20 protein-coding genes are annotated in these 21398 nt (G+C 69.3%); 7 read left to right on the top strand and 13 right to left on the bottom strand.

Annotated features, from left to right (window positions below; genetic code table 11):
• The first annotated feature begins 15 nt into the window (after window positions 1-15).
• The 7 genes from ACOOHF_RS07415 to ACOOHF_RS07385 all read left to right on the top strand — a co-directional run bounded on the left by ACOOHF_RS07415 (window position 16) and on the right by ACOOHF_RS07385 (window position 7063).
• Window positions 16-366, top strand: coding sequence for a metal-sulfur cluster assembly factor (locus tag ACOOHF_RS07415; RefSeq protein ID WP_420464019.1), 351 nt, complete (start codon window positions 16-18; stop codon window positions 364-366).
• 18 nt (window positions 367-384) lie between these two features.
• A complete protein-coding gene (locus ACOOHF_RS07410) occupies window positions 385-864 on the top strand; it encodes an FxsA family protein (protein WP_420464018.1) in 480 nt (159 codons plus the stop codon).
• Window positions 865-928: 64 nt separating this feature from the next.
• Window positions 929-1486: a hypothetical protein gene (locus ACOOHF_RS07405; protein WP_420464017.1), complete on the top strand. Its 558-nt coding sequence runs from the start codon at window positions 929-931 to the stop codon at window positions 1484-1486.
• A 148-nt stretch (window positions 1487-1634) separates the two neighbouring features.
• A complete protein-coding gene (locus ACOOHF_RS07400) occupies window positions 1635-3236 on the top strand; it encodes a multicopper oxidase family protein (protein ID WP_420464016.1) in 1602 nt (533 codons plus the stop codon).
• Between the two features lie 78 nt (window positions 3237-3314).
• Window positions 3315-4688, top strand: coding sequence for an LVIVD repeat-containing protein (locus ACOOHF_RS07395; protein WP_420464015.1), 1374 nt, complete (start codon window positions 3315-3317; stop codon window positions 4686-4688).
• A gap of 85 nt (window positions 4689-4773) precedes the next feature.
• Window positions 4774-6522: a carbohydrate kinase family protein gene (locus tag ACOOHF_RS07390; protein ID WP_420464014.1), complete on the top strand. Its 1749-nt coding sequence runs from the start codon at window positions 4774-4776 to the stop codon at window positions 6520-6522.
• A gap of 52 nt (window positions 6523-6574) precedes the next feature.
• Complete coding sequence (locus ACOOHF_RS07385) at window positions 6575-7063, top strand: nuclear transport factor 2 family protein (RefSeq protein ID WP_419934376.1); 489 nt, start codon at window positions 6575-6577, stop codon at window positions 7061-7063.
• 11 nt (window positions 7064-7074) lie between these two features.
• Here ACOOHF_RS07385 and ACOOHF_RS07380 read toward each other — a convergent pair whose 3' ends face one another.
• The 13 genes from ACOOHF_RS07380 to ACOOHF_RS07320 form a co-directional block, all read right to left on the bottom strand.
• On the bottom strand, window positions 7075-9015 hold the full coding sequence (locus tag ACOOHF_RS07380) for a heavy metal translocating P-type ATPase (RefSeq protein WP_420464013.1): 1941 nt from the start codon (window positions 9013-9015) through the stop codon (window positions 7075-7077).
• A gap of 57 nt (window positions 9016-9072) precedes the next feature.
• A complete protein-coding gene (locus tag ACOOHF_RS07375; RefSeq protein WP_419934371.1) occupies window positions 9073-9498 on the bottom strand; it encodes a DoxX family protein in 426 nt (141 codons plus the stop codon).
• Between the two features lie 19 nt (window positions 9499-9517).
• Window positions 9518-10714 (bottom strand): ZIP family metal transporter, encoded by a 1197-nt coding sequence (locus tag ACOOHF_RS07370; protein ID WP_419934370.1) that lies wholly within the window; start codon window positions 10712-10714, stop codon window positions 9518-9520.
• Entirely contained in the window at window positions 10707-11804 is a 1098-nt protein-coding gene (locus ACOOHF_RS07365; RefSeq protein ID WP_419934369.1) for a multicopper oxidase domain-containing protein, read from the bottom strand. Before ACOOHF_RS07365 ends, ACOOHF_RS07370 begins: the two co-directional genes overlap by 8 nt.
• A 104-nt stretch (window positions 11805-11908) precedes the next feature.
• Complete coding sequence (locus ACOOHF_RS07360; protein ID WP_420464012.1) at window positions 11909-13078, bottom strand: fatty acid desaturase; 1170 nt, start codon at window positions 13076-13078, stop codon at window positions 11909-11911.
• Window positions 13079-13225: 147 nt separating this feature from the next.
• The gene (queG, locus tag ACOOHF_RS07355) at window positions 13226-14335 is read right to left on the bottom strand and encodes a tRNA epoxyqueuosine(34) reductase QueG (protein ID WP_420464011.1); all 1110 of its coding nucleotides are present in this window, start codon (window positions 14333-14335) and stop codon (window positions 13226-13228) included.
• Between the two features lies 1 nt (window position 14336).
• The gene (gene nth, locus ACOOHF_RS07350) at window positions 14337-14996 is read right to left on the bottom strand and encodes an endonuclease III (protein WP_420464010.1); all 660 of its coding nucleotides are present in this window, start codon (window positions 14994-14996) and stop codon (window positions 14337-14339) included.
• 2 nt (window positions 14997-14998) lie between these two features.
• On the bottom strand, window positions 14999-16204 hold the full coding sequence (locus ACOOHF_RS07345) for a M50 family metallopeptidase (protein ID WP_420464009.1): 1206 nt from the start codon (window positions 16202-16204) through the stop codon (window positions 14999-15001).
• Window positions 16205-16909, bottom strand: coding sequence for a hypothetical protein (locus ACOOHF_RS07340; protein ID WP_420464008.1), 705 nt, complete (start codon window positions 16907-16909; stop codon window positions 16205-16207).
• Window positions 16906-17391, bottom strand: a complete 486-nt coding sequence (locus ACOOHF_RS07335) for a flavin reductase family protein (protein WP_420464007.1) — start codon at window positions 17389-17391, stop codon at window positions 16906-16908. The genes ACOOHF_RS07340 and ACOOHF_RS07335 overlap by 4 nt, the downstream gene beginning before the upstream one ends.
• A gap of 12 nt (window positions 17392-17403) precedes the next feature.
• Window positions 17404-18891: a sodium-dependent transporter gene (locus ACOOHF_RS07330; RefSeq protein ID WP_420464006.1), complete on the bottom strand. Its 1488-nt coding sequence runs from the start codon at window positions 18889-18891 to the stop codon at window positions 17404-17406.
• On the bottom strand, window positions 18888-19898 hold the full coding sequence (locus ACOOHF_RS07325) for an alpha/beta fold hydrolase (protein WP_420464005.1): 1011 nt from the start codon (window positions 19896-19898) through the stop codon (window positions 18888-18890). The genes ACOOHF_RS07330 and ACOOHF_RS07325 overlap by 4 nt, the downstream gene beginning before the upstream one ends.
• Window positions 19895-21391, bottom strand: coding sequence for a hypothetical protein (locus tag ACOOHF_RS07320; RefSeq protein ID WP_420464004.1), 1497 nt, complete (start codon window positions 21389-21391; stop codon window positions 19895-19897). The genes ACOOHF_RS07325 and ACOOHF_RS07320 overlap by 4 nt, the downstream gene beginning before the upstream one ends.
• Window positions 21392-21398: the final 7 nt, after the last annotated feature.

The raw sequence follows: 21398 nt of genomic DNA, 5'->3' as shown, positions 1-21398 counted from the left end.
GATAAGATGGATAAGATGGATAAAACGGACACGACGGACACGACGGAAGGGACCCGGACGCCGGAGGCGGACGCGGTCACGGACCAGGTGTTCACGGCGCTTCGAACCGTGACGGACCCGGAACTCGGCATCAACATCGTGGATCTGGGGCTCGTGTACGACGTCGAGGTGGAAGACAGCGCCGCGAAGGTCACGATGACGCTGACGAGCCCCGGCTGCCCCGCGGGAGGCCAGATTCTCGGCGGAGCCAAGGACGCGGCGGAATCCGTGGACGGCGTGGACGAAGCCGTCGTGAGTCTCGTGTGGAAGCCGTTCTGGACGCCCGAGAGGATCGACCCGAGGGTGCGGGCGATGATGGGCTTCTGAGGAGGACCGGTCCCGACGATGCTCCTTCGGCTGTTCCTGCTGTTCACGATCGTCCCCGTGGTGGAACTGACGCTCCTCATCCGCATCGGGGGCCTGCTCGGGTTGGGGCCGACGCTCCTGATCGTCATCGGGACGGGGGCCGCAGGCGCGTGGCTCGCCCGACGCGAAGGACTGCGGGCCTGGCTCGCCGTACGGGATGAACTCTCGGGGGGACAGCTGCCGGGCGAGTCGCTCGTGCACGCGCTCCTGATCCTCGCGGCGGGGGTCGTCCTCATCACTCCGGGTGTACTCACGGATCTCGCCGGGATCCTGCTGCTCGTCCCGCCCGTGCGCCGAGGGCTGATCGAGCGCACCCGGGGCTGGCTGGAGCGGCAGGTAGAGGGCGGCACGATCCAGGTCGTGGGCGGGCCCGGCGTGGGGTTCACCGGACCTCGGACCCGGGACCCGCAGTCGGGACGGGAGATCATCGTCGAGGAGCGCGAACCGGACGCCGACTGACCCGCCGGCCGGCGGGCGCTTGCGACCGGGGGCGCCCGAACGGAGTTTTTGACGCATGGAGAATATGAGACTGCGAGCGCACGTCGTCGGCCTGTCGGTCTTTCTGGCGGCCGGCGTGGTTGTGGATGAGGCGCGAGCCGCCGGTTCTACCGGCCTCCCCGACCCGACGGGGGTGACGCCGTGGGTGGCGGCCTGCCTCCTCACGCCCGAAGTGGTCCGGCTGTCGGGCACCCAGAGCGCGCCCGGGAGCCGCGGATCGATGATCCTCACGCAGCCCGGCTCTCCGTTCGAGATCACCGTCGACGCGGACGGCTTCCAGACCTTCGACATCGAGATCCAGGTCGATCGGCTGCGTCGCCGCAACGGAGCGGTCTACGTCGTGTGGGCGGCGAAGCCCGAACTCGACGAGTACGTGCAGCTCGGCACGCTGCCCGAGGACAACCGCCTCGTGGGGCAGGTCGCCTGGAACCAGTTCCTCGTGTTCGTGAGCGAAGAGGCCTCGGCGGACGTCGAGCGCTGGCAGGGACCGATCGTGCTCACCGGGCTGTCGCCTTCCGGGCGGCTCCACACGATGGCCGGGCACGGTCCGTTCGAGGCCATGAACTGCCAGCTCTACTACTGAGGCGCTGGTCCGGACGGTGATCCCGCGCGCGGCGCAAAGCCGACCGGGCGTGCGGATCGCCCGTCACCTCGCTGCTGGAGCGGCCCTCCATGCCCTGTTGGGGGTGCCCGGCGCACCGGCATCGGGGCTGCAGCACGAGGGCCACGTGATGGCGACGGACAGCATGGGGGTCGTGTGGCGCATGCCGCCGCAGCCGATCCCGATGCCGATGATGCTGCCGGGCCTGATGGGCGCCTTCCCCGGAGTGACCCCGTTCCTGCCCGACCCCGGCCGCGACCCCGCGATGCTTCCCGAGGCGGTCTTCCGCGAGGTCGTGGAGATGGCCGACGGCGACACGCTGCGGCTCGAGGCCGGGTTCGTCCGGCGCACGATCGGGATGCGGACCTTCACGATGTACGGGTTCAACGGGCAGTACCCCGGCCCCCTCATCCGCGTCCCGCAGGGGGCGGAGATCGTCGTCCTGTTCACGAACAACATCGACCTCCCGACCGCGGTCCACTGGCACGGGGTGCGGCTCGAGAACCAGTTCGATGGGGTGCCCGGCGTCACCCAGGACCCGGTCGAGCCCGGCGAGTCGTTCATGTACCGGGTCCATTTCCGCGACGCGGGCCTGTACTGGTACCACCCGCACCACCGCGAGGACATCCAGCAGGACCTCGGCCTGTACGGGAACATGCTCGTGGACGCCCCGGCCCCGGACTACTACGGCCCGGCCAACGGCGAGGACTTCCTCATGCTCGACGACCTCCTCGTCGACGAGGCCGGGCTCTTCCCCTGGGGGCGCGAGGCCGCCATCCAGACGCTGATGGGACGGTTCGGGAACCAGTTGCTCGTGAGCGGCGAGCCCCGCTGGGAGACCACGGTTCGTCGCGGCGAAGTCAGGCGTCTCTACCTCACGAACGTCGCGAACACCCGCACCTTCAACCTCGTCCTGGAGGGCGCCGATCTGAAGCTCGTGGGCGCCGACGTAAGCAAGTTCGAGCGCGAGACTTTCGTCTCGAATGTCGTCCTCGCCCCGGCCCAGAGATACATCGTCGACGCGCGCTTCGAGGAGCCGGGCAGGTACGCCCTCCTCAATCCGATCCAGGCCATCGACCACTTCAACGGCCGTTTCTACCCGCACACCGATACGCTGGGGCTGGTCACGGTCCTCGATGAGCCGGTAGAGGAGGACCACGGGGCCGCGTTCTCCACCCTGCGCGAGCACGCCGACGTGATCGAGGACATCGACCGCTACCGGGCGGAGTTCGGCCGTCCCGTCGATCACGAACTCGAACTCACGGCCCGGGTGGGGGACCTGCCGAGCGACATCGTCGCCGTGATGGCGCTCGACACGCTCTACTTCCCGCCCGTCGAGTGGACCGACGCGATGCCGATGATGAACTACCTCTCGACGTCGGAGAACCTGACGTGGGTCATGCGCGATACGCGCACGGGGAAGGAGAACCGGGACATCGACTGGCGCTTCACGGAGGGGGATGTCCTCAAGATCCGCATCCACAACCAGCGGCGCTCGTTCCACCCCATGCAGCACCCGATCCACATCCACGGGCAGCGCTTCCTCGTCCTGTCGCGGGACGGGGTGCCGTCGGACAACCTGGCGTGGAAGGACACGACGGTGATCCCGGTCGGATCTACGTTCGACATCCTGCTCGAGGCCTCCAACTCTGGCCGCTGGATGGCGCATTGCCATATTGCGGAGCATCTGGAGGCCGGCATGTCCATGGTATTCACGGTGGATCCCGGCTAGCTGTGGGCCCCCCGCGGGGGGCCTGCCGGGCCGCCGTTGGCGGCCCGGCAGGTCACCAGTTCAGAAACGGAGGAAAGCATGAAGTTCGGAAATCGCACGTTCGCCCTGGCCGCGGTCGTCGCGCTCGGAGCGGGTCTCGCCGCGCCGGGGGCGCTCCGCGCCCAGGTCATCGATGGGGTCGTGGAGCGCGGCAGCCGGAACATGGAAGTGCTCGGGCACGTCCCGCTCGGGCCGCGGCTCAGCATCGCGGACATGGACATGGAACAGGAGATGCACCGGCCCTACGCCTACGTGGCGCGCATGCAGTACGGGCCGGTGGGTCCGAAGGGGCTGGACATCGTCTCGATCGCCGATCCCGAGAAGCCCGAGGTGCTTTACGAGTGGCGGATCGAGGACCAGGATCTCCACCAGCGCACCGGGGGGATGGACGTCAAGCACTTCAAGTGGGGCGACCGCTACTACGTCGTGCAGTCGCTCCAGTTCGGCCAGGGCGGCCCGGACTCGGACATGGGCGCGGTCGTGCTCGACGTCACCGGACTGCCGGATGCCTCGACGGTGCGTGAGGTCGCCCGCATCAAGGAACCCGATCTGCCGGGCGGCTTCCACAACATCTTCGTCTACAAGCACTCCAACATGAACGTGTACCTCGTCGCCACGGTCTCGGGCCCGTACGCGGCCGTGTACGACCTCGGGGCGCTGGTCGAGGGACGCGGCGCGGAGATGGTGGCGCAGATCCCGCTTCCGGATCAGGGGACGCCGAACCAGCGGCGTGGGTACCACGACTTCTATCTCGGTTACCACCCGGACACCGGGACGGACCGCTTCTACGGCGGCGGCTTCGGCGGCTACTACATCTACGACGTGACGGATCTCGAGAGCCCCGAGCTGCTCACGCAGATCGTCCAGGTCTCGGGGATACGGAGCGGACACACGTTCACGCCCACGCCGGACGGCAACTTCGCGATCGCCGAGACGGAGTATCAGTACGCTCCGCTCAGGATCTTCGACCTCAGGCCCGGGCTGGACGGGGAGGTGCCGGCGATCCGGAGCCCGATCGCGGCCTGGACGGCGAACTGGAAGAACCTCGTCCACAACCACGAGGTGCGGTGGCCCTACGTGTTCGTGTCCGGCTACCTGGACGGGCTCGTCGTGTTCAACATGATGGATCCGACGAACCCGATGACGGTGGCGCACTATGACACCTATCTCGGGCCGCCCAACGCCGACCGGACGCCGGTCTTCAACGGTACGTTCGGAGTCGACATCCGGAACGAGGACGGACTCATCGTGGTGAGCGACATGACGACCGGATTCTGGACCTTCCGGATGGAGGGCTTCCAGGGCTGGAACGGCGAGGACTGGGGCATGCCGAACATCTCGAGCGCCCAGGACTGGGACAATGGTCCGGCCGGCGCGGCCGCGCGCATCACGACGGATCAGCAGGGAGGCTGACCCCGTCGCCCCCCGCCAGCCGCGGCTGACCTCCGGGCCGCGGCTGGCAGTCCGGCCACGGCTCCTCGTGGTCGGGAGCCCTTCCTTGGACCTGCTGCACTTCCGGGGCCGGTCCGTGCGTTCGGCGGGCGGCGCCGGGCTCTATACGGCGCTGGCCGCGCAACGGGCCGGCGCCGAGGTCACGGTCGTCGCGCCGCGACCCGACCCCATGCCACGCGAACTCGAGCCGGCGGACCGTCTGCTCGACTGGCGGGGGCCGATCATCGCGCCCGAGGCACTTCCCCACTTCGAGATCGAATACCTGCCCGATGGCCGGACTGTGTATCGGCAAGCCGTACGCGGTTCCGAGGGGGACATCCGCTTCGGCGATGTGCCGGATGCGGGGCCGGGCGCCTTCGCCTACGTCGTCCCGCTGCTCGATCCCGAACTGCAGTTGGGGATCGCCCGGCGACTGTCCGAGGCGGGGGTGCGCGTGGGGTGCGGGACGTACGCGCCCGGAATCCGCTCGCACGGGGAGGTCGTCGCGCGGGTCGTCGAGGCGTCGCACTACTTCTTCTGCAACGAGGAGGAAGCCTGCCTGCTGTTCGGGTCGATCGACGACGTGCGGGTGGCGCCGGGGCGCGTGGTCTTCGTTACGAGGGGCGCGCGGGGTGCCCGCGTCGTTCTGGGCGACCGCTGGATCGACATCGCGGCGCCCACGGTCGACGAACTGGATCCGACGGGCGCCGGCGACACCTTCTGCGGGACGGCGCTGGCCCGCATCGCCGCCGGGGACCACCCCGCCATCGCGGCCCGTGGCGCGGCGGCCTGCGCGGCCCGGACCGTGACGGCCGTCGGCCCGGCCGCGCTCCTGTCGGACGACCCGCCGCCGCTCGCCCCGCGCGATAATCGCGTCCGCCTCGAGCCGGACCGCATCCGGCGCGTGGCCCGGGTCATCGCCTCGGCCCCGGAGGCGAGGGCGTTCGACTTCACCGGCCCACCCTTCCCCGAGCCGGGCGACCCCGGGGCGCTCGACTTCTTCTTCGCCGGCACCGTCCAGCAGTTCGGCTTCTGGCACGCACGCGGCGGACGCTACGAGGTGCCGATGATCGCCTCGATGGGGGGGCGCGCGCTCAAGGGCAGCGACTACTTGTGGGCGGCGTTTCGGCGCTGGGCGGCCGAGGCCCCGGACGAGCTGACCCCGGCGGGCCAGGCCGCCCTCGACGACGCGGACTTCGGCCATGGCCTTCGGGACGACGACGGCCGCAACCCGCTACCGGCCGGATCCCTGCACCCGGCGTGCGCGCGAGCGTACGGGCGCGGCATGCTCGCCCTCGGCCTGACGCCAGCCTCGCTCCTGGCCGAAGCCGACGCCACGGAGCGGCCCCTGGCTCGCTTTCTGTCTCTCCTCGATCAGGTCGGCGGCTACAAGGAGGACGCATGGCGCAAGAAATCCGCCCTCCTCGCCGCGATCCTGAGTCAGCGGCCCGAGCGCTTCCTGCGGTTCGGTGAGGGGGAGGATGTGCCGCCGATCGTGGACTACCACTGCCAGCGCAGTTGCCTGCGGCTCGGCGTCGTCACGGTGGTCGAGGAGGCGCTGGCCGCGAAGCTCGCGAACCGGGAGGTTGTGGGACGGGAAGAGGAGGAGGCCGTACGCGCCGCCTGTTACGAAGCGGTGGAGGAGATCCGGCGCCTCAGCGGACGTCCCATGGGGGCGGTGGACTGGTTCTTCTTCCAGAACCGGACGCGGTGTCCGGAGATGAGCGAACCCGACTGTCCGGCGTGCCCCGCCGACGCGGCGTGCGCGCATCGAACGGAGCTGTTCCAGCCGGTGTTTCGGACGACAGCCTATTGAGCAAGCGGCGGCCGGTCAGGGACGACCGACCACAGGAATCGGGAGAAATCTCATGAGAAAGCTCGGAGCGACGTTGCTTCTCGCCGCCGTGGCGGCTACCGCGCCTGCCTATGTCGCGGCACAGGACGACGCGGAGGGCGGGGCGGTCGCGGCGGTGCAGGCCCTGTTCGACGCCATGGCCGCTCGCGACGGTGACGCCATCCGCGACCTGCTGATGGAAGGCGCCGTCTTCACGAGCACGGTGGAGACCGACGACGGTGTCCAGGTCGGGGAGAGCACGGGGGCCGAATTCGCCGCCTCCATCGGCCAGCCGGGCCCCGCCCTGCTGGAGCGGATGTGGGACCCGCACGTGATGATTCAGGGTCCCCTGGCCGTCGTATGGACCCCTTACGACTTCCACGTGGACGGCGAGTTCAGCCACTGCGGGATCGACGCGGTCAGCCTCGTGCACACGGGCGACGGCTGGAGGATCTCGAGCATCGCCTACACCCGCGAGCGCGACGGCTGCGCCCCGAGCCCCCTCGGCCCCCCGGGCGGCTGACCCGGCCTCGCCTAACGCGGCTTCAGGCGGGCCAGCCGCATGGCGTTCAGCGTCACGGCGAGACTGGCCCCCATGTCCCCCACGAGCACGGCGACGATCAGGCTCACGAAGCCGCCCACGGCCCCGACCGCCAGTATCGCCTTGATTCCGAGGGCGAAAGCGATGTTGAAGCGGACGAGACGCCGGGCCAGCTGCGACACCCGCCGGGCGTAGGGCAGCATGTTCAGATCGTCGGCCATGAGCGCGATGTCGGCCGTCTCGATCGTCGCCGGGGACCCGGCGCCCCCCATCGCGATCCCCACGTCCGCCGCCGCGAGGGCTGGCGCATCGTTCACGCCATCGCCGACCATGGCCGCCCCCCGGTGTGCGCGGACGATCTCGCGAACCGCCGCCACCTTCCCTTCGGGCTTGAGTTCCGCCATCACCTCGTCCACGCCGACGGCGTCGCCAATGGCTCGGGCGGCGTAGTTCTGATCTCCCGTAAGGAGAATCTGGTGATGGACGCCTTCCCTCCGGAGCCTTGCGAGCACGCCCGGAGCTTCGGGGCGGAGGGCGTCGGCGAGACCGATCAGGCCGAGCGGAACGCCGTCCCGGGCGACGACGACGACCGTCCTGCCGGCCCGCTGGAGGGCGTCGAAGTGGTCCCCGAACCCTCGGGCGCCGTCGGCTGGTGCGAGCAGTTCGATCGTTCCGACCGCGACCCGGGCGCCGTCCACGGTGGCCGTGACGCCGAGGCCCGGATGCGCCCGGAAGTCCTCGACCGTCCACCCCTCCTCCCGGAGGCCGCCCGTCTCCGAGGCGTAGCGGACGATCGCCTCCGCGATGGGGTGCTCGGAGCGCCGTTCCATGGCCGCGGCCAGCCGCAGCAGCCGATCCCCGGACATATCCCCCAGCGGAACGACATCGGTGACTTCCAGTTCGCCGAGCGTCAGCGTTCCGGTCTTGTCGAACGCGATGGCGCACGTCGCTCCCAGCGACTCGACGTACTCCCCGCCCTTGATGAGCACGCCGTGCCTCGCGGCGCAGGTGAGCGCGCTGACGATCGTGACCGGGGTGGCGATCACGAGCGCGCAGGGACAGGCGATGACGAGCAGCGTCAGTCCGCGCTCGAACCACATGAGCCCGGTCCCGAGACCGAGGAGGGGTGGGACAGCCATCACGAGCACCGCGGCGGCCGTGACGGCCGGCGTGTAGTAGCGCGCGAACTTCTGGACGAACTGCTCGGTGGGAGAGCGCTTCGACTGGGCCTCGCGGACGAGCCGCGCGATCCGATGGAGGGTGGTGTCGCCGGCATCGGTCGTGGCCTCGATCTCGAGGAACCCGTCCGTGTTCAGCGTGCTCGCGAAGACGGGATCTCCGACGCTCTTGGCGACCGGGACCGACTCCCCCGTCACGTTGGCCTGGTTGACCCCGGACTGGCCTTCGACCACGACGCCGTCGATCGGCACCTTCTCGCCCGGACGCACGCGCACCCGCTCACCGGCCCGCAGATCCGATGCGGGAACGGTCCTCTCCGACCCATCCTCCGCCACCAGCGTCGCGACTTCGGGCGCGAGCCGCAGCAGCGCATCGATGGAGTTCCGGGCACGCACGACCGCGCTCGACTCGAGGAGTTCGGCCAGGGAGAACAGAAAGGCGATCGCCGCCGCCTCCAGCGGCTCCCCGATCAGCACCGCGCCGGCGATGGCCGCGGTCATCAGGAAGTTCATGTCGAGCCGGAGCGTCCGCGCCGCCCGTACGCTCTTGGGGAAGAAGTTCCACCCGCCCACCAGCGCGGACGCGAGGAAGACCCAGCCGGCGGCATCCGTGCGTATCCGCCACCAACCCGCCTGATCCGGACCGTGCCCCACCACGAACACGAGCACGAGACCGGCCGTCCACAATGCTCCCGATGCGTAGGTCCGGATGGCCTCGGACGTCGTCCACGGCGAAGGCCGCGTGTTCCCGTTCATGACGCTAATGTTGCTGCCTTCCGCGGCGGTCCAACGTTCCCGCGGGAACGTCTCGGGTCAGAATACTTGAATGTCCTTCTGGAAACGGCTCGCGAGGGTCGCGATGCCGGAACCGGTGAGCAGCAGGGTCAGGAGGCCGGCGATGAGGAGCAGGTTGAATTCGATCCCCCCCTGGCCCGGTCCGATGACGTAGAACCCGTTCGGCAGATGCACGAGGAATATGCCCGCCAGCATATGCGCGATCAGGAGCAGGGCGACGGGGGTGACGAACAGGCCGACGATCAGGAGTGCCCCGCCCACGGTCTCGAGCAGGGAGAGGCCCCACGCGGCCACAAGGGGGAGCGGAACTCCAAGCGACCCCAGGAAGGCCGAAGTCCCTTCGATCCCGCCGGCGAGCTTGGGCCAGCCGTGCAGCAGGAAGATCAGCCCGAGAATGACTCGGAGGATGGCGAGGCCGAGGCCGGGGTTTCTTCCACCGAGCATCTTGCCTCCTGTGAGGAGTTTACGCCGTCACCATGAGGGCGGTTCCGTACATTACCAGCAACCCGAGGAGGAGGCCCGTGGCATTGAGGGGGGTGAACAGGCCGCGGGGCCAGCTTCTCTGGACCAGCTTCGTTACTTCGACGATCACCTGAAGAATGGCCCCGGTCCCGAGCGCCAGGAAGAATGTCGCCAGCGTCGGCGAGTAGGAGAAGCCGCCGGCCCAGGCGCCGAGCACGGTGGGAAGCCCCGCGATCGCGCCCATGAACGCGAAGTGCCGGAGCGCGGGCCGCTTCTCCGCTATCGGCGCGACGATCGCGAGTCCCTCGGTCGTGTTGTGGAGCGCGAACCCGATGACGAGGAAGCTCCCGAGCGCGATCTCTCCCAGCGAGAAGGCCGCCCCGATGGCGAGGCCCTCACCCAGGTTGTGCAGTCCGATGCTGGTCGCGATCAGATAGGCGACCGTCAGCCCGCTGCTCGCGCCGCTCTTGCTCCGCCCAAGGTTCCCCAGCGCCTTCAGACCCACGATGGCGCCGATCACGCCGACCGCGATGAGGCCCGCAGCCTGGAACCCCGCAGGTACAAGCGCCGACGCCTGCAGCGTGTCCTCGAACGCGTCGACGACGAGGAAGGCGAGGAGCCCGACGGTCAGGCTCAGGTAGAAGTGGATCCACTTGCGGTCGATGCGGCGCAGAAACGGATACCACAGCAGGCCGAGCAGGACGGGGATTACGCCCGCGTAGATGCCCAGCAGTCCGAACGTCGTCAGGTATCTGGCGTTCGGTCGCGGGGAAAGCGTCGCCACCGCCACCTCGTGCTCGAACGTGAGACCGGTGGAGGTGACCAGCCTCACGACGTGTGCTTCGCCCTGGACCCAGGGGTAGTCCAGTTCAAGCGTGGCCCCACCCAGGCGGGGGAGGGTCGGGTCCCTGTCGATCCTGAACTGCCAGTAGGCGTCATCCACCACCACCTGCGCGATGGTGACCGCTTCGGGCCCTCCGTTCACGACGCGCACTCGCATGATGCCGTGTTCGGGGAAGCTCACGCGTTCGATCGTGAGGTCTTCGACGGGCGGAAACGCGGCCCGGAAGGGGGCGGTGGGGTCCGCGCCGAAGAAAAAGGCTACGAGCCCCGCCAGGAGCGCCAGCGGCAACAGGCCCAGCACCCAGCGCGCCGGGCCGCGTCGACCCGGAACGCCGGCGGATCGTTCGTCAGACATGGCCGCGCACGGGAACGCCCTCGCCGACGGCCAGGTGTTCGACGGCTTCGAAGAAGCCCATCCACCCCAGCTCGGCAAATTCGCTCTGGTGCGCGTGGAACATGTGCATGCCGGGGTTCTCGAGCCGGAACTCGAGGACATGCCGCTCCCCCTGGCACATCATGATCGTATCGGCCAGGTCGTAGCGGTCCAGCTGCGTCCCGGTTCGGAAGACCTTGAACATGCCGGCGTGCAGGTGGAACGAGTTGATGAGGTCGAACTCCGTCGCGTTCACGAGGTAGACGCGGCACAGATCGCCCACGCCGACGCGGACCGGGTGATGATGGTAGTAGAAGGCGGAGGTGTTGACCGCGTACACCTCGTTGTCCCCGTCCAGGTTGCTGTCGAAGGCGTTCATCACCATCACCATCTCCCGCGCCGGCTCCCGGCCTTCGGGCGGATCGACGATGAACGTCCCGTACAGACCCTTATGGATGTGCCGCTTGAGCGGCATCGTGTGGCAGTGGTAGAGGTGAAGTCCGAACGGCTTCGCCTCGAACTCGTAGGTGAACCGCTGCCCCGGCGCGACGATGGGCTCGAAGCCGTCCATCTCGGGCGGGTGCGTACCGTGGAAGTGGATCGTGTGCGGATGCGAGCCCGCGTTCGTGAACTCGACCTGCAGGATGTCCCCCTCGGTGCAGCGCAGCGTCGGCCCCGGTACCTGTCCGTTGTAGGTCCAGGCGGGGAAGAAGACACCGGGGGCAATCTCGATCTCCCGGTCGAGTCCGACGATCTCCCACCGGCGCACGACGCGCCCGTCGGCGCGGGTCGTGACCTCGCCGTAATCGAAGTCGGTCAGAAAAGCGGTGGGATCGAAGCTCTCGTCGGGCCGGGGCATGCCGACGATGCCCATGGCTTCCTGGTGCGCCGCGTGGCTTCCCGCCGGGGGCGCGACACCTCGCGGTCCGCGCGGCGCGATGCCGCTGGCCGCCAGCGCCTCGCGAGCACCGCCCCGCGAGGCGAGGTCCAGCACCGTCGCGCCCGAAACGCCCGCCACGCCCGCGGCACCGAGCTTGAGCCAATCGCGCCGACTCAACTTCTCCGGCTTCACCTTGACCTCCAGATCCTGCAGACGAACGATTTTTAGTCTAGGCTAAAAATTACTCCGCAAGGTGCACGGGTACGGCACCGTTCGTCAACTGCGGCGTGTGGAGGTCAGTCCGTGGCGGGCCGGCTCTCGAGGGTGATGGCTTCGACGGCGCGGAGGAGTCGGGTACGGGCAGCCTCGCGAGCGCGGTCGAGTTCGGTGCGGGCTTCCGCCTTCACCGCGTCGAGGCGACCCAGCTTCCCCGTCTTGATGCGATCCAGCCGGGCCCGGCTTTTCTCGGCGGCGCGGTCGAGGCGCGTGAGACACTCTTCTTTCAGTTGATCGAGACGCGCGCGGGGGACCCGGTCAAGTTTCGCCCGTCCGCCGGCGCGGAGCGTCTCCAGCCGCGACCTGCCTTCCTCGCGGGCGCGCTCGATGCTCCGCAGGCCGGCTTCCCGGGTCCGCTGGACTCGTGCCACCGCTCGTTCGAGCCGCCCGCTTACGCGGTCCGCCGAATCCCGGTAGAACCGCGCCGCGAACTCCCGAGGCGAGGCCGAGCGCGCGTACAGCACGTCGGCCAGTCTCAGCAGTTGCAGGATCCGGATGTAGAACCAGCCGATGTCGAACTCCCACCAGTGCGCCTTGAACTTCGCCGAACGCGGGTCCGCGTGGTGGTTGTTGTGCAGTTCCTCACCGAGGATCCAGATCCCCCACGGATACAGGTTGTGGCTGTCGTCGCGGGTGCCGAAGGTCCGGTAGCCGAGCGCGTGCCCGAGACCGTTGATGATGTTCCCCATGAGCGGGACCGTGAACACCATGCATGTCCAGACGATGAAACCCGGGATGATCCCGAACAGGAACAAGGAGAGGACGAGCATGAGCTTGACCCCCAGGCCCCGGCGCTTCGTGTAGATGTTGCGCTCGACCCAGTCGTCCGGCGTCCCCTTGCCGTACTTGTCGAGCACCGCCTGATCCTGCGCGGCTCTCCGGTAGAAGAAGAGGCCGTTGAGAGCGATGTTCGCGAGACCTTCGACCGTGGGCGAGTGCGGATCCCCTTCACGGTCGGCGTACGCGTGGTGCTTCCGATGTACCGCGACCCACTCCTTCGTCACGATCCCGGCCACAAGCCAGCACCAGAAGCGCATCATGTGCTCGACCACGGGATGGAAGACGACCCCGCCGTGCGTGGCGGAGCGGTGCAGGTAGAGCGTGTTGCAGACGTTGGTGACGTGACCGATGGCGATGACCCACAGGACGGGGATCCACCAGGGCTCTCCCAGGATCGCGTAGCCTGGCATGCATTTCTCTCCGAATTCTGGGGTCCGACCTGACTCCCCGATCCGGGAATCCATTTACCAGGTCGCTACCTTACTCTGCGACGGCTCAAGCTAACGCCGGATCACGATCTCCGCCCGGGGTCCCCACGGGCTGTCTCCCCATCCGGCCTATGCGGACGCGAGGCGGGCGAGCGCCCAGCGCGCGTGCTCTCGCACCAGCGGCGAACTGTCCGCCTCCAGGCGCCGGAGTACGGGGCGCGCGGCCGCACCTCCGGCGTTGCCGAGGCCGACGGCGAGGTTACGAAGCAGCCCGTCGCGGCCGGGGCGACTGAACGCGGTTCCCCGGTAACGGGCTCGGAACTCGTCGGGGTCGAGGGCGGCCACTTCCTCGGCCCAAACGGCCATGTCCCCGGGGGGCACCCGCTGCCCGAGCCGCGGCTCGAACGGCCCCGGAGCCGGTGACGGCGCAGCCGAATTCCAGGGACACACCTCCTGACAGATGTCACAGCCGAACACACGGGTCCCGATCGCGGGACGCAAATGCTCGGGGATCGGGCCCCTGAGTTCGATCGTGAGGTAGGAGATGCAGAGGCGGGCATCCAGGACACGGCCGTCGAGGATCGCGTCCGTCGGGCAGGCGTCGATACAGCGCCGGCAAGTGCCGCAGTGGTCGTGGACGAAGGGCGGGTCGGGCTCGATGTCGAGGTCGGTCAGCAACTCCCCCAGCATGAGGTAGGACCCGAACTCAGGGTGGATGAGCATCGTGTTCTTGCCGATCCAGCCCAGGCCGGAGCGCTGGGCGTGGTCACGTTCGAGGACAGGACCGTAGTCGACGTAGCGTTTCGCCCGCGTGCCGGGCGCGAGGCGCTGGATGGCGGCGGCGAGTTCGTCGAGCCGCTCCTCGAACACGTCGTGGTAGTCACGTCCGATCGCGTAGCGCGCCACGATCGGCAGCCGGCGGGCGGGCGGTGGCGGAGGCGGACCCGGCGTCGAGCCATACAGCATGCTGACGACCACGAGCGTCCGGCAGCCGGGGAACGCCTCTCCCGGGTCGAGGCGGCGGCGCACGGCGTCCTCGCGCGCGAGGTAGGCCATCTCGCCGTGGTAGCCGCGCGCCAGCCAGGCCTCGTATTCGTCCGCGTGCCTAGGCGTCTCGGCCGGGGCGAACCCGACTTGGTCGAACCCGCACGCCCGGGCGGCCGCGCGGATCTCCTCCTTCAGCGTGTCGGCGTCACCCGCGCCCAGGGCGCCCTCGTGGCCCGCGCCGGAGTAGCCCATGTCACCCGAACTTTCCCGCGCTGACGCAGAGGTCGGCGAGCGGGCACCCGGCGCAGCGCGGCTTTCGGGCGTGGCAGACCGTGCGCCCGTGGAGGATCGACCGCCAGGCGAAGGGGTGCCATTCCTCCTGCGGCAGGACTCTCATCAGATCCTTTTCCACCTTCGGCGGATCGACCTCGTTCGTGAGGCCGAAGCGGTGGGTCACCCGCTTCACATGCGTGTCGACGACGACGCCCTCGTGGATCCTGAACGCGTTGGAGAGCACGACGTTCGCGGTCTTCCGCGCGACCCCGGGGAGGGTGAGCAGATCCTCCATCGTCGCGGGCACCTCGCCTCCGTAGGCCTCGATGAGACGGCGCCCGAGGCCTTGGAGGTGCCGCGCCTTGTTGTTGAAGAAGCCGGTCGGGCGCACCGCCTCCTTCAATTCTTCCAGCGGCGCCTCGGCGTACGCCAGGGCGTCGGGATAGCGCGGGAAGAGGGTCCTCGTGACCTGGTTCACGCGTTCGTCCGTGCATTGGGCCGAGAGCACGGTCGCAACGATCAGCTGGAGCGGCGTCTCCCAGTCCAGCGAGACGGTGAGGTCCGGATAGAGGGCGGCGAGTCGCGGCGAAAGCGACGCGGCAAGCTCGGAACGGGCCTTCCAGGAACGGGGTCGGCTCACGGTCAGGCGCTCTTCGCGGGGGGCGTCCGGACCCCCTCTCCGTCGGGGCCTTCCGGCGCGGCGACCTGGTCGGGCGACACGAGGCCCAGCCGCTGCATCCGGCGCACCCGCGTCACGACCTCGCGGGGGTCCAGCGCACCGACGACGAATCCATCCCGGATCACGAGCAGACTCGAGGCACCCGCTCGCGCCCGGAAGAGCGCGTCCACCAGAGACTCGTCGGGCTGGGCCACGGGGAACTCCTCCGCGGGTCTCGTGACCGCGGACACCGGCGTCCCGGCGCGAAGGTTCGCCGGCACCTCCGACACCGCCCGCACGTCGACGACCCCGATCAGGCCGCCGTCGCGTTCCACCGGGTAAGCCTCCTGCCGCCCCCGCAGGAAGAAGTCGGAGATCGCGCGCTCCACGGACAGGCCCGCCTCGATGGCGCACGGGCGGGGGCTCATGACCGCCGCCACGGGGATCTGGCGCATCAGGTGGCGGAGTTCGAAGTGCCGCAGGCTCGAGGCCGCGGCGTTGACGACGAACCAGCCGATGAACGCGGCCCAGAGGCCCGAAATGAACTGTCCCCGGCTCAGGTTGAACAACCCGAGAGCGATGAGCGCGGCGCCGAACAGCCGGCCGCCGCGCGTGGCCCAGCGGGTCGCGCGCAGGAGATCTCCCGTCACGGCCCACACGATCGAGCGGAAGATGCGCCCCCCGTCGAGCGGGAAGCCGGGGATCATGTTGAAGACCGCGAGGACGAAGTTGAGCAGGGCGAGGAAGCCGAGCACCGTGATGACGGGCGGCGAAGCGTACCAGGCTTCCGCGGCCAGCCGGGCCGCGTGGAAGAGGCCGGCCAGCGCCAGACTCGTGAGCGGGCCCGCCGCGGTGAGGAGGAACTCGTCCAGCGGACGGCGGGGCTCGTCGCGGGCCTGCGCGATGCCGCCGAAGATGAACAGCGTGATGTGCTCGACCGTCACGCCCCGCATCCGGCCGGCGAGCGCGTGCCCGAGTTCGTGCAGCAGCACCGAGAGGAAGAAGAGGAGCGCCGCCGCCGTGCCCATCGCCAGGTACGCGGACGAGGGGTAGAAGGGCAGTGCACGCGGGAACTCGCGCGTGCTGAAGGTCCAGATCACGAGGGCCGCGACGGGGAACCACGAGTAGTCGATCCGGATGGGGAATCCGAACCACCGTCCGATCCGGAAGCTGCCGAAGAGCGGCAACACTCAGCCGCCCTTCGCGGGCGCGGGGCGCGCCGGGCTGGAGAGCTGCACGGGCTGGCGGCCGGCGCGCGATCCGAAACGCCACCACGGACGGTGTCGGCGCACGGCCACGCACAGGCGCCCTCCCGCCAGGTTCGTCACCTCCACGAACGCGCGGGCCGCGGAGGCCGGCACTTCCACCGCGTAACGCCGCCCGCGCCACGCGAAGACGGCTTCCACCGCGCGTTCCGCAACGTTCGATTCCACGAACAGCTCCGATTCCAGCCTTACGACGCCGTCCGGGCCGGCCGGCACCGCCCGGTAGAACTCCGGATCGAACGGCTCCCCGGCCACCCGGCGGAGGTTGTGCTCCTGCGCCCAGTCCACCTCATCCAGCCCCATCTCCCCCGCGGCGGATTCCCGGTGGTGGAGCAACTCGTGCAGGATCGTCTCCCACAGCTCGCCCTCCCAGTCGAAGTCGGGATCCTGATCCGCCAGGGCCCGGAAGGAACCGTGGTAGAGGACGAGTTCCGAACGCACGTCTCCGTCACCGCCGGCGCCGCTCGGCCACGTCTCCGTCAGACACTCGCCCATCGTGTACACCCAGTCGAACTCGGGGTGGGCGATGGCCTCCGTCTCGATGGTCAGCCCGTCGACCCCCTCGCGCGCCTCCTCGGGGATCTCGTTCCACATCCGGCGCGCCGCCGCCTGGAAGCGCCGGAAGTTCAAGGCGCGATCGAACGGTAGCCGCCCCGGAAGTAGAGGAGCGGCGGACAGTCCTCGTCCTCCCGGTACGCGACCCCGACGACCCGTCCGATGTAGATCGTGTGGTCGCCGGCGTCCACCGCCCTCTCCACCGTGCAGTCGCAGTACGCCATGGCGTCCGCGAGGATCGGCGCGCTCGTCTCCCCGGGAGTCGTGCGCAGGCCCTCGAACTTGCCGGGCCGGCTCGAGGCGAATCGCCGCGCGAGGGCTTCCGAGCGCTCCGGGAGCAGGTTGAGCGCGAAGGCGCCGGAGTCGTGGATCGCGCGGTGGGTCGCCGCCTCGTGATGCACGCACGCCATGACGAGCGGAGGTTCGATCGACACGGAGCACACTGCCGTCGCCGTCATCCCCCTCGGCCGCCCGTTCCCGTCCGAGGTCGTCACGACGACGACCCCGCCGGCCAGGTTCGCCAGCGCGCCCCGGTAGTCCGCGGCAGAGACCGTCACGGCGGGCCGGGGTCAGCCGTCTTCAGCCGACGCCGTTAGACCCGTCGCGTTCGCGGCCAGCCAGCGATTGAGGCCCAGAAAGGCGGCGATCGCGAGGGCCCACTGGACGAGGACCGTCCCGACGTTGAACTCGGAGATCGGCGTGAAGGATCCGGCCAGGTCGTTCAGGTCGACGGCCTGCCACAGCCACCAGCCCGTGATCACGACCGCCTGCACGGCAACGAGTCGAATGACGACGTTCCACCACTTCCCGATCACGAGATCGCTGCCCTCGCTGTTGACGAACTGCGTGCGGAAGCGGTCGACGCCGTGCCGCATGACCATGATCGAGAAGAAGAGGCCGCTCAGCATCAGCCCGACGCCCCATACCCAGTCCTGGTTGCGGAAGACCTCGATCCAGATCGCCGACGGGAGCCCGAGCACGAAGCCGAGGCCACCGACCGTCAGCACGGCCCTTCGCCGCGCCATCCCGGCATCGGTGAGAACCCGGGTGGGCAATTCGATCATCGCGATGAGGCTGCTCCAGGCCGCGAACACGAGCGCGAGGAAGAAGAGGATCATGAACACGGAGCCGCCCGGCATGCGCCCGAACAACTGCGGGACCCAGATGAAGGTCAGTCCCTCGTTCCCGGCCCCCACGATCTGGTCGGCCGCGCCCGGCAGGATCGCGAACACCGTGCACAGCACCATGATCCCGGCCAGCAGCGACACCGAGTTGTTGCCGAATCCGAGCATGAACGCGTTGAGCGTCGTGTCTTCCCGCTTCCTCATGTAGATCGCGTAGACCGTGATCAACCCCCAGCCCGCGCCGGTGTCCCACGCGTTCTGCGTGAGGGCCTCGAGCCAGATCGAGGCCTCGCCCAGCCTCCCCCAGTCAGGGGTGAAGAGGAAGGCAAGACCCGCGCTCGCCCCCGGCAGCGTGACCGCCCGGATCGCCAGCGCCACGACGAGCAGGAGGAGGCTCGGGATGAGGAAACGGGCGGCCCGCTCGATCCCGCGCACGCCGCGCAGCACGACGATCACCGCCAGCCCGATCGCGAGGGCGTGCGTGAGGATGGGCCACGGCGATCCGATGAAGCCGTCCCAGAACTCCTGGGGCCCCACGCAACCCACCGCGCCGGGCTCGCAGGCGGCGGTGGGGACGGTCCCCGTCACGGCGCCGAACAGATAGCGCAGAGTCCATCCCATCACGACCGTGTAGTAGAACATGATCGCGGTCGCGACGAAGGCGATCCACGCGCCCATCCAGCTGTATTTCCTGCCCGCCAGCCTCGCGAAGGCCCCGATCGGCCCGGAGCGGGCCTCCTTCCCGACTGCGAACTCGGTGAGGATCAGCGGCACGGACCAGAGGAGGAGGAAGACGACCCAGGCGACGAGGAAGGTGCCGCCCCCGTTGGACGCGGCGATGCGCGGGAAGCGCCAGATGTTGCCGGTTCCGACCGCCATCCCGAGCATGGCCAGCATCATCGCGGCCCGGGAACTGAAGACGGGTTTCGTCATGCGTCGCCTCCGTCCGATTCGTCTGGGTGGTCGGGTTTCGGTGTCCCCTGTGCCTCGGCGAGCTTCCGCAGCCAGCTTTCCAGCGTCTCGTTGAACGCGCTGGGCCGTGAGATATGGGAGCAGTGCCCGGTGCCGGGGATGGGGACGTACTCGGCGTCGGGCAGCAATTCCACGATCTCCCGCGCCCACTCCACCGGACAATACACGTCGTGTGGACCCTTCACCACGAGCGCGGGCGCCGTGATCCCGCTCAGGTCGGTCAGGATGTCAAACTTCCGCAGGCGGCCGACTCGGCGATCGGAGACGCTGGGGGGTACGGTCCGCGGCCCGGTGAAGAGGGCGTACTCGATGAGGGCGTCGCGGCCCGGCGAGTCGTCGAAGATCCACACGCCGAGGCGACTCCAGCTTCGCGCCAGCTCGCGGGCCAGATTCGTCGGGAGGTATCGCGTCGTGGCCATGGCGAGCGGGGTCAGCACGGCCCGGTTGAGTCCGACGTGATCGTAGGAGACACGCGCGACGGGATTGCAGAGAACGAGCCCCCGAAGCCGTTCCGGAAACCTGCTCGCAAAGCGCAGCGAGATTGCGCTTCCGAGGCTCGTTCCGATGAGGACGAAGCGGTCGAGATTGCGAGCCTCGACCAGCTCGGCCACATCGTCGACCAGGCGGTCGAACCCCGCGTCGGCGTCGAACTTCCGGCGCAGATCGGCGCAGACCACGCGATGACCGCGGGCGAAATGCGGCAGCTGGTACCGGAACGTCTCCTTCGGTCCGTCGGCGCCCGGGATCCAGACGAGCACATCGCCGGATCCGACGTCGACGTACTCCACGGACTCGCCATCCGAGTATTCGATCGTGCCGTTGGGCAGCGCTTCGCCGGAAAGGTCGCGGACGGGCGGCCGGACGAGCGCCGCGTTCCGGCGCGTCATGGTCCACCAGTACGCCGCGCCGGCCGCACCCGCGAGCGCGCCGAGCGCGAACCCGCCGGGCAGGCCGAGCCGGCGCGTCACGCTCGCCGCCAGCGCTCTACACGCGCCAGGAGCGGGCCGGCCGTGAGACCGTCTGCGCCGAGCTGGGTCGCGAGTTGCGCGGCGTTCTCCCGCTGCCCGGCCGAGAGGATCTCGGTCATGAACTGCCCGGCCGCCGGGTTGCGGTACCATTCCCCTCCGAAGCGCTTCTCCAGACGGTCGAGCACGATCGCGCTCAGCATCCAGCCGCGCAGGCGCCGCGCCGAGCGGAATCCCCTCAGGTGATCCGTGAGGTACGTAACGGGGTGGTGCGCGAATCCGGTCGCATCGCTCATCAGTTCGGCGTAGCGATCCGCCAGTTGGCCCGGCCGCTCGGCGCTCGCCAGTTCGAGTTCCCACAGGAGCCGCGCCGCCTCGCGGCGCAGGCGGTACAGTCGCAGGAAACCCGCCAGCGGTCCGTATTCCGTCAGCGCGTCCCCGCTCAGCCCGGTGGCCGACTCGATCCAGGCGCGCTTCAGCGTAAGCTCCTCGAACAGCAACGCGAAGCACTCACCCACCGAGTCGTCGCCGAGCGCGCGCTCTTCCCAGGGGATCGCGGGAGACGAGTAGGCGTGGTGCAGCGTGCGTCCCAGTTCGTGGAGGAGCGCGCGGGCGTCGGGCCAGCCGCCGAGCGGACACACGACGAGGACGACTTCACCCGGGATTTCCATCGCCGCCGTGAACGAACGTTCGTCCTTGAGCGGACGGCGATCGAAGTCCACCCGCACGGATCCGTCCTGCGCGAGGGGAAGCCCCATGCCTTCCAGGGTCCGCCTCACATGCGGGTACAGCGGCTGGATCTCGAACGGCCGCCCCAGCCATCGCATCCCCATCAACCACAGTGCGTCGGAGCGGGACGCCGGCCCGCGGCCTGTGTCGATCCGGCGGTCGGTTTCCTCGGCGAACGCTTCGCGATAGGGCGCGTCCGTACCCCGCAGGATCGCCGACGCGGTGCGCCCCACTTGCCGCAGGTCCAGACCGACCAACCGTTCGCGGGCCGCTATGTAGTCGCCCAGACCGAGCCGGGCGACGGCCTCCCGCTCCCGGTGGACGACATCGAGCCGGAGCGCCGCCGCCTCTTCGATCCGGCCGTGTCGCGCCGCTTCCCAGGCGAGCCGCTCTCCTCGGTCATCCGCCCGCATAATCCAGTCCGGCACGCGCCTGAGCGGGATCTCCCGCTCGGCTACGGACACGGTCGCCCCGGTCTCCCACGACCACAGTTCGTCCTCGAGCGGCGCCAGTTCGGCTTCGATCTGCTGTCCGGCCACCCAGTTGAAGAGCGCCTTCAGGCACTGGCGCTCGTCACCGTACGCCTCGGAGAGTTCATGCTGGATGGCCGGAAGCACTGCGGGCTCGAGGAGCAGCCGGTGTTCGCGGTACAGCGCAGCCAGCGTAGGCCGCTCCTCGAGTCCGCTGCGAAGTCGGTAGTGGGCGCGCGCCACGGCGCTCTGCAGCCGCTGCGCCCGATCCCGGATCTCCTCGACGCGGAACGGCATGACCCTG

This window comes from Candidatus Palauibacter sp. (genome assembly GCF_965216145.1).
In the GTDB taxonomy this organism is placed as follows: domain Bacteria; phylum Gemmatimonadota; class Gemmatimonadetes; order Palauibacterales; family Palauibacteraceae; genus Palauibacter.
The sequence above is the reverse complement of the archived record's forward strand: the minus strand, read 5'-3'. Positions and strand labels throughout refer to the sequence as shown.

Coding starts and splice junctions, on each gene's coding strand:
- ACOOHF_RS07405 (WP_420464017.1), top strand. CDS start 929: ATGAGACTGCGAGCGCACGTCGTCGGCCTGTCGGTCTTTCTGGCGGCC.
- ACOOHF_RS07375 (WP_419934371.1), bottom strand. CDS start 9,498: ATGCTCGGTGGAAGAAACCCCGGCCTCGGCCTCGCCATCCTCCGAGTC.
- ACOOHF_RS07330 (WP_420464006.1), bottom strand. CDS start 18,891: ATGACGAAACCCGTCTTCAGTTCCCGGGCCGCGATGATGCTGGCCATG.
- ACOOHF_RS07320 (WP_420464004.1), bottom strand. CDS start 21,391: ATGCCGTTCCGCGTCGAGGAGATCCGGGATCGGGCGCAGCGGCTGCAG.
- ACOOHF_RS07380 (WP_420464013.1), bottom strand. CDS start 9,015: ATGAACGGGAACACGCGGCCTTCGCCGTGGACGACGTCCGAGGCCATC.
- ACOOHF_RS07370 (WP_419934370.1), bottom strand. CDS start 10,714: ATGTCTGACGAACGATCCGCCGGCGTTCCGGGTCGACGCGGCCCGGCG.
- queG (WP_420464011.1), bottom strand. CDS start 14,335: ATGGGCTACTCCGGCGCGGGCCACGAGGGCGCCCTGGGCGCGGGTGAC.
- ACOOHF_RS07385 (WP_419934376.1), top strand. CDS start 6,575: ATGAGAAAGCTCGGAGCGACGTTGCTTCTCGCCGCCGTGGCGGCTACC.
- ACOOHF_RS07415 (WP_420464019.1), top strand. CDS start 16: ATGGATAAAACGGACACGACGGACACGACGGAAGGGACCCGGACGCCG.
- ACOOHF_RS07410 (WP_420464018.1), top strand. CDS start 385: ATGCTCCTTCGGCTGTTCCTGCTGTTCACGATCGTCCCCGTGGTGGAA.
- ACOOHF_RS07360 (WP_420464012.1), bottom strand. CDS start 13,078: ATGCCAGGCTACGCGATCCTGGGAGAGCCCTGGTGGATCCCCGTCCTG.
- ACOOHF_RS07400 (WP_420464016.1), top strand. CDS start 1,635: ATGGCGACGGACAGCATGGGGGTCGTGTGGCGCATGCCGCCGCAGCCG.
- ACOOHF_RS07395 (WP_420464015.1), top strand. CDS start 3,315: ATGAAGTTCGGAAATCGCACGTTCGCCCTGGCCGCGGTCGTCGCGCTC.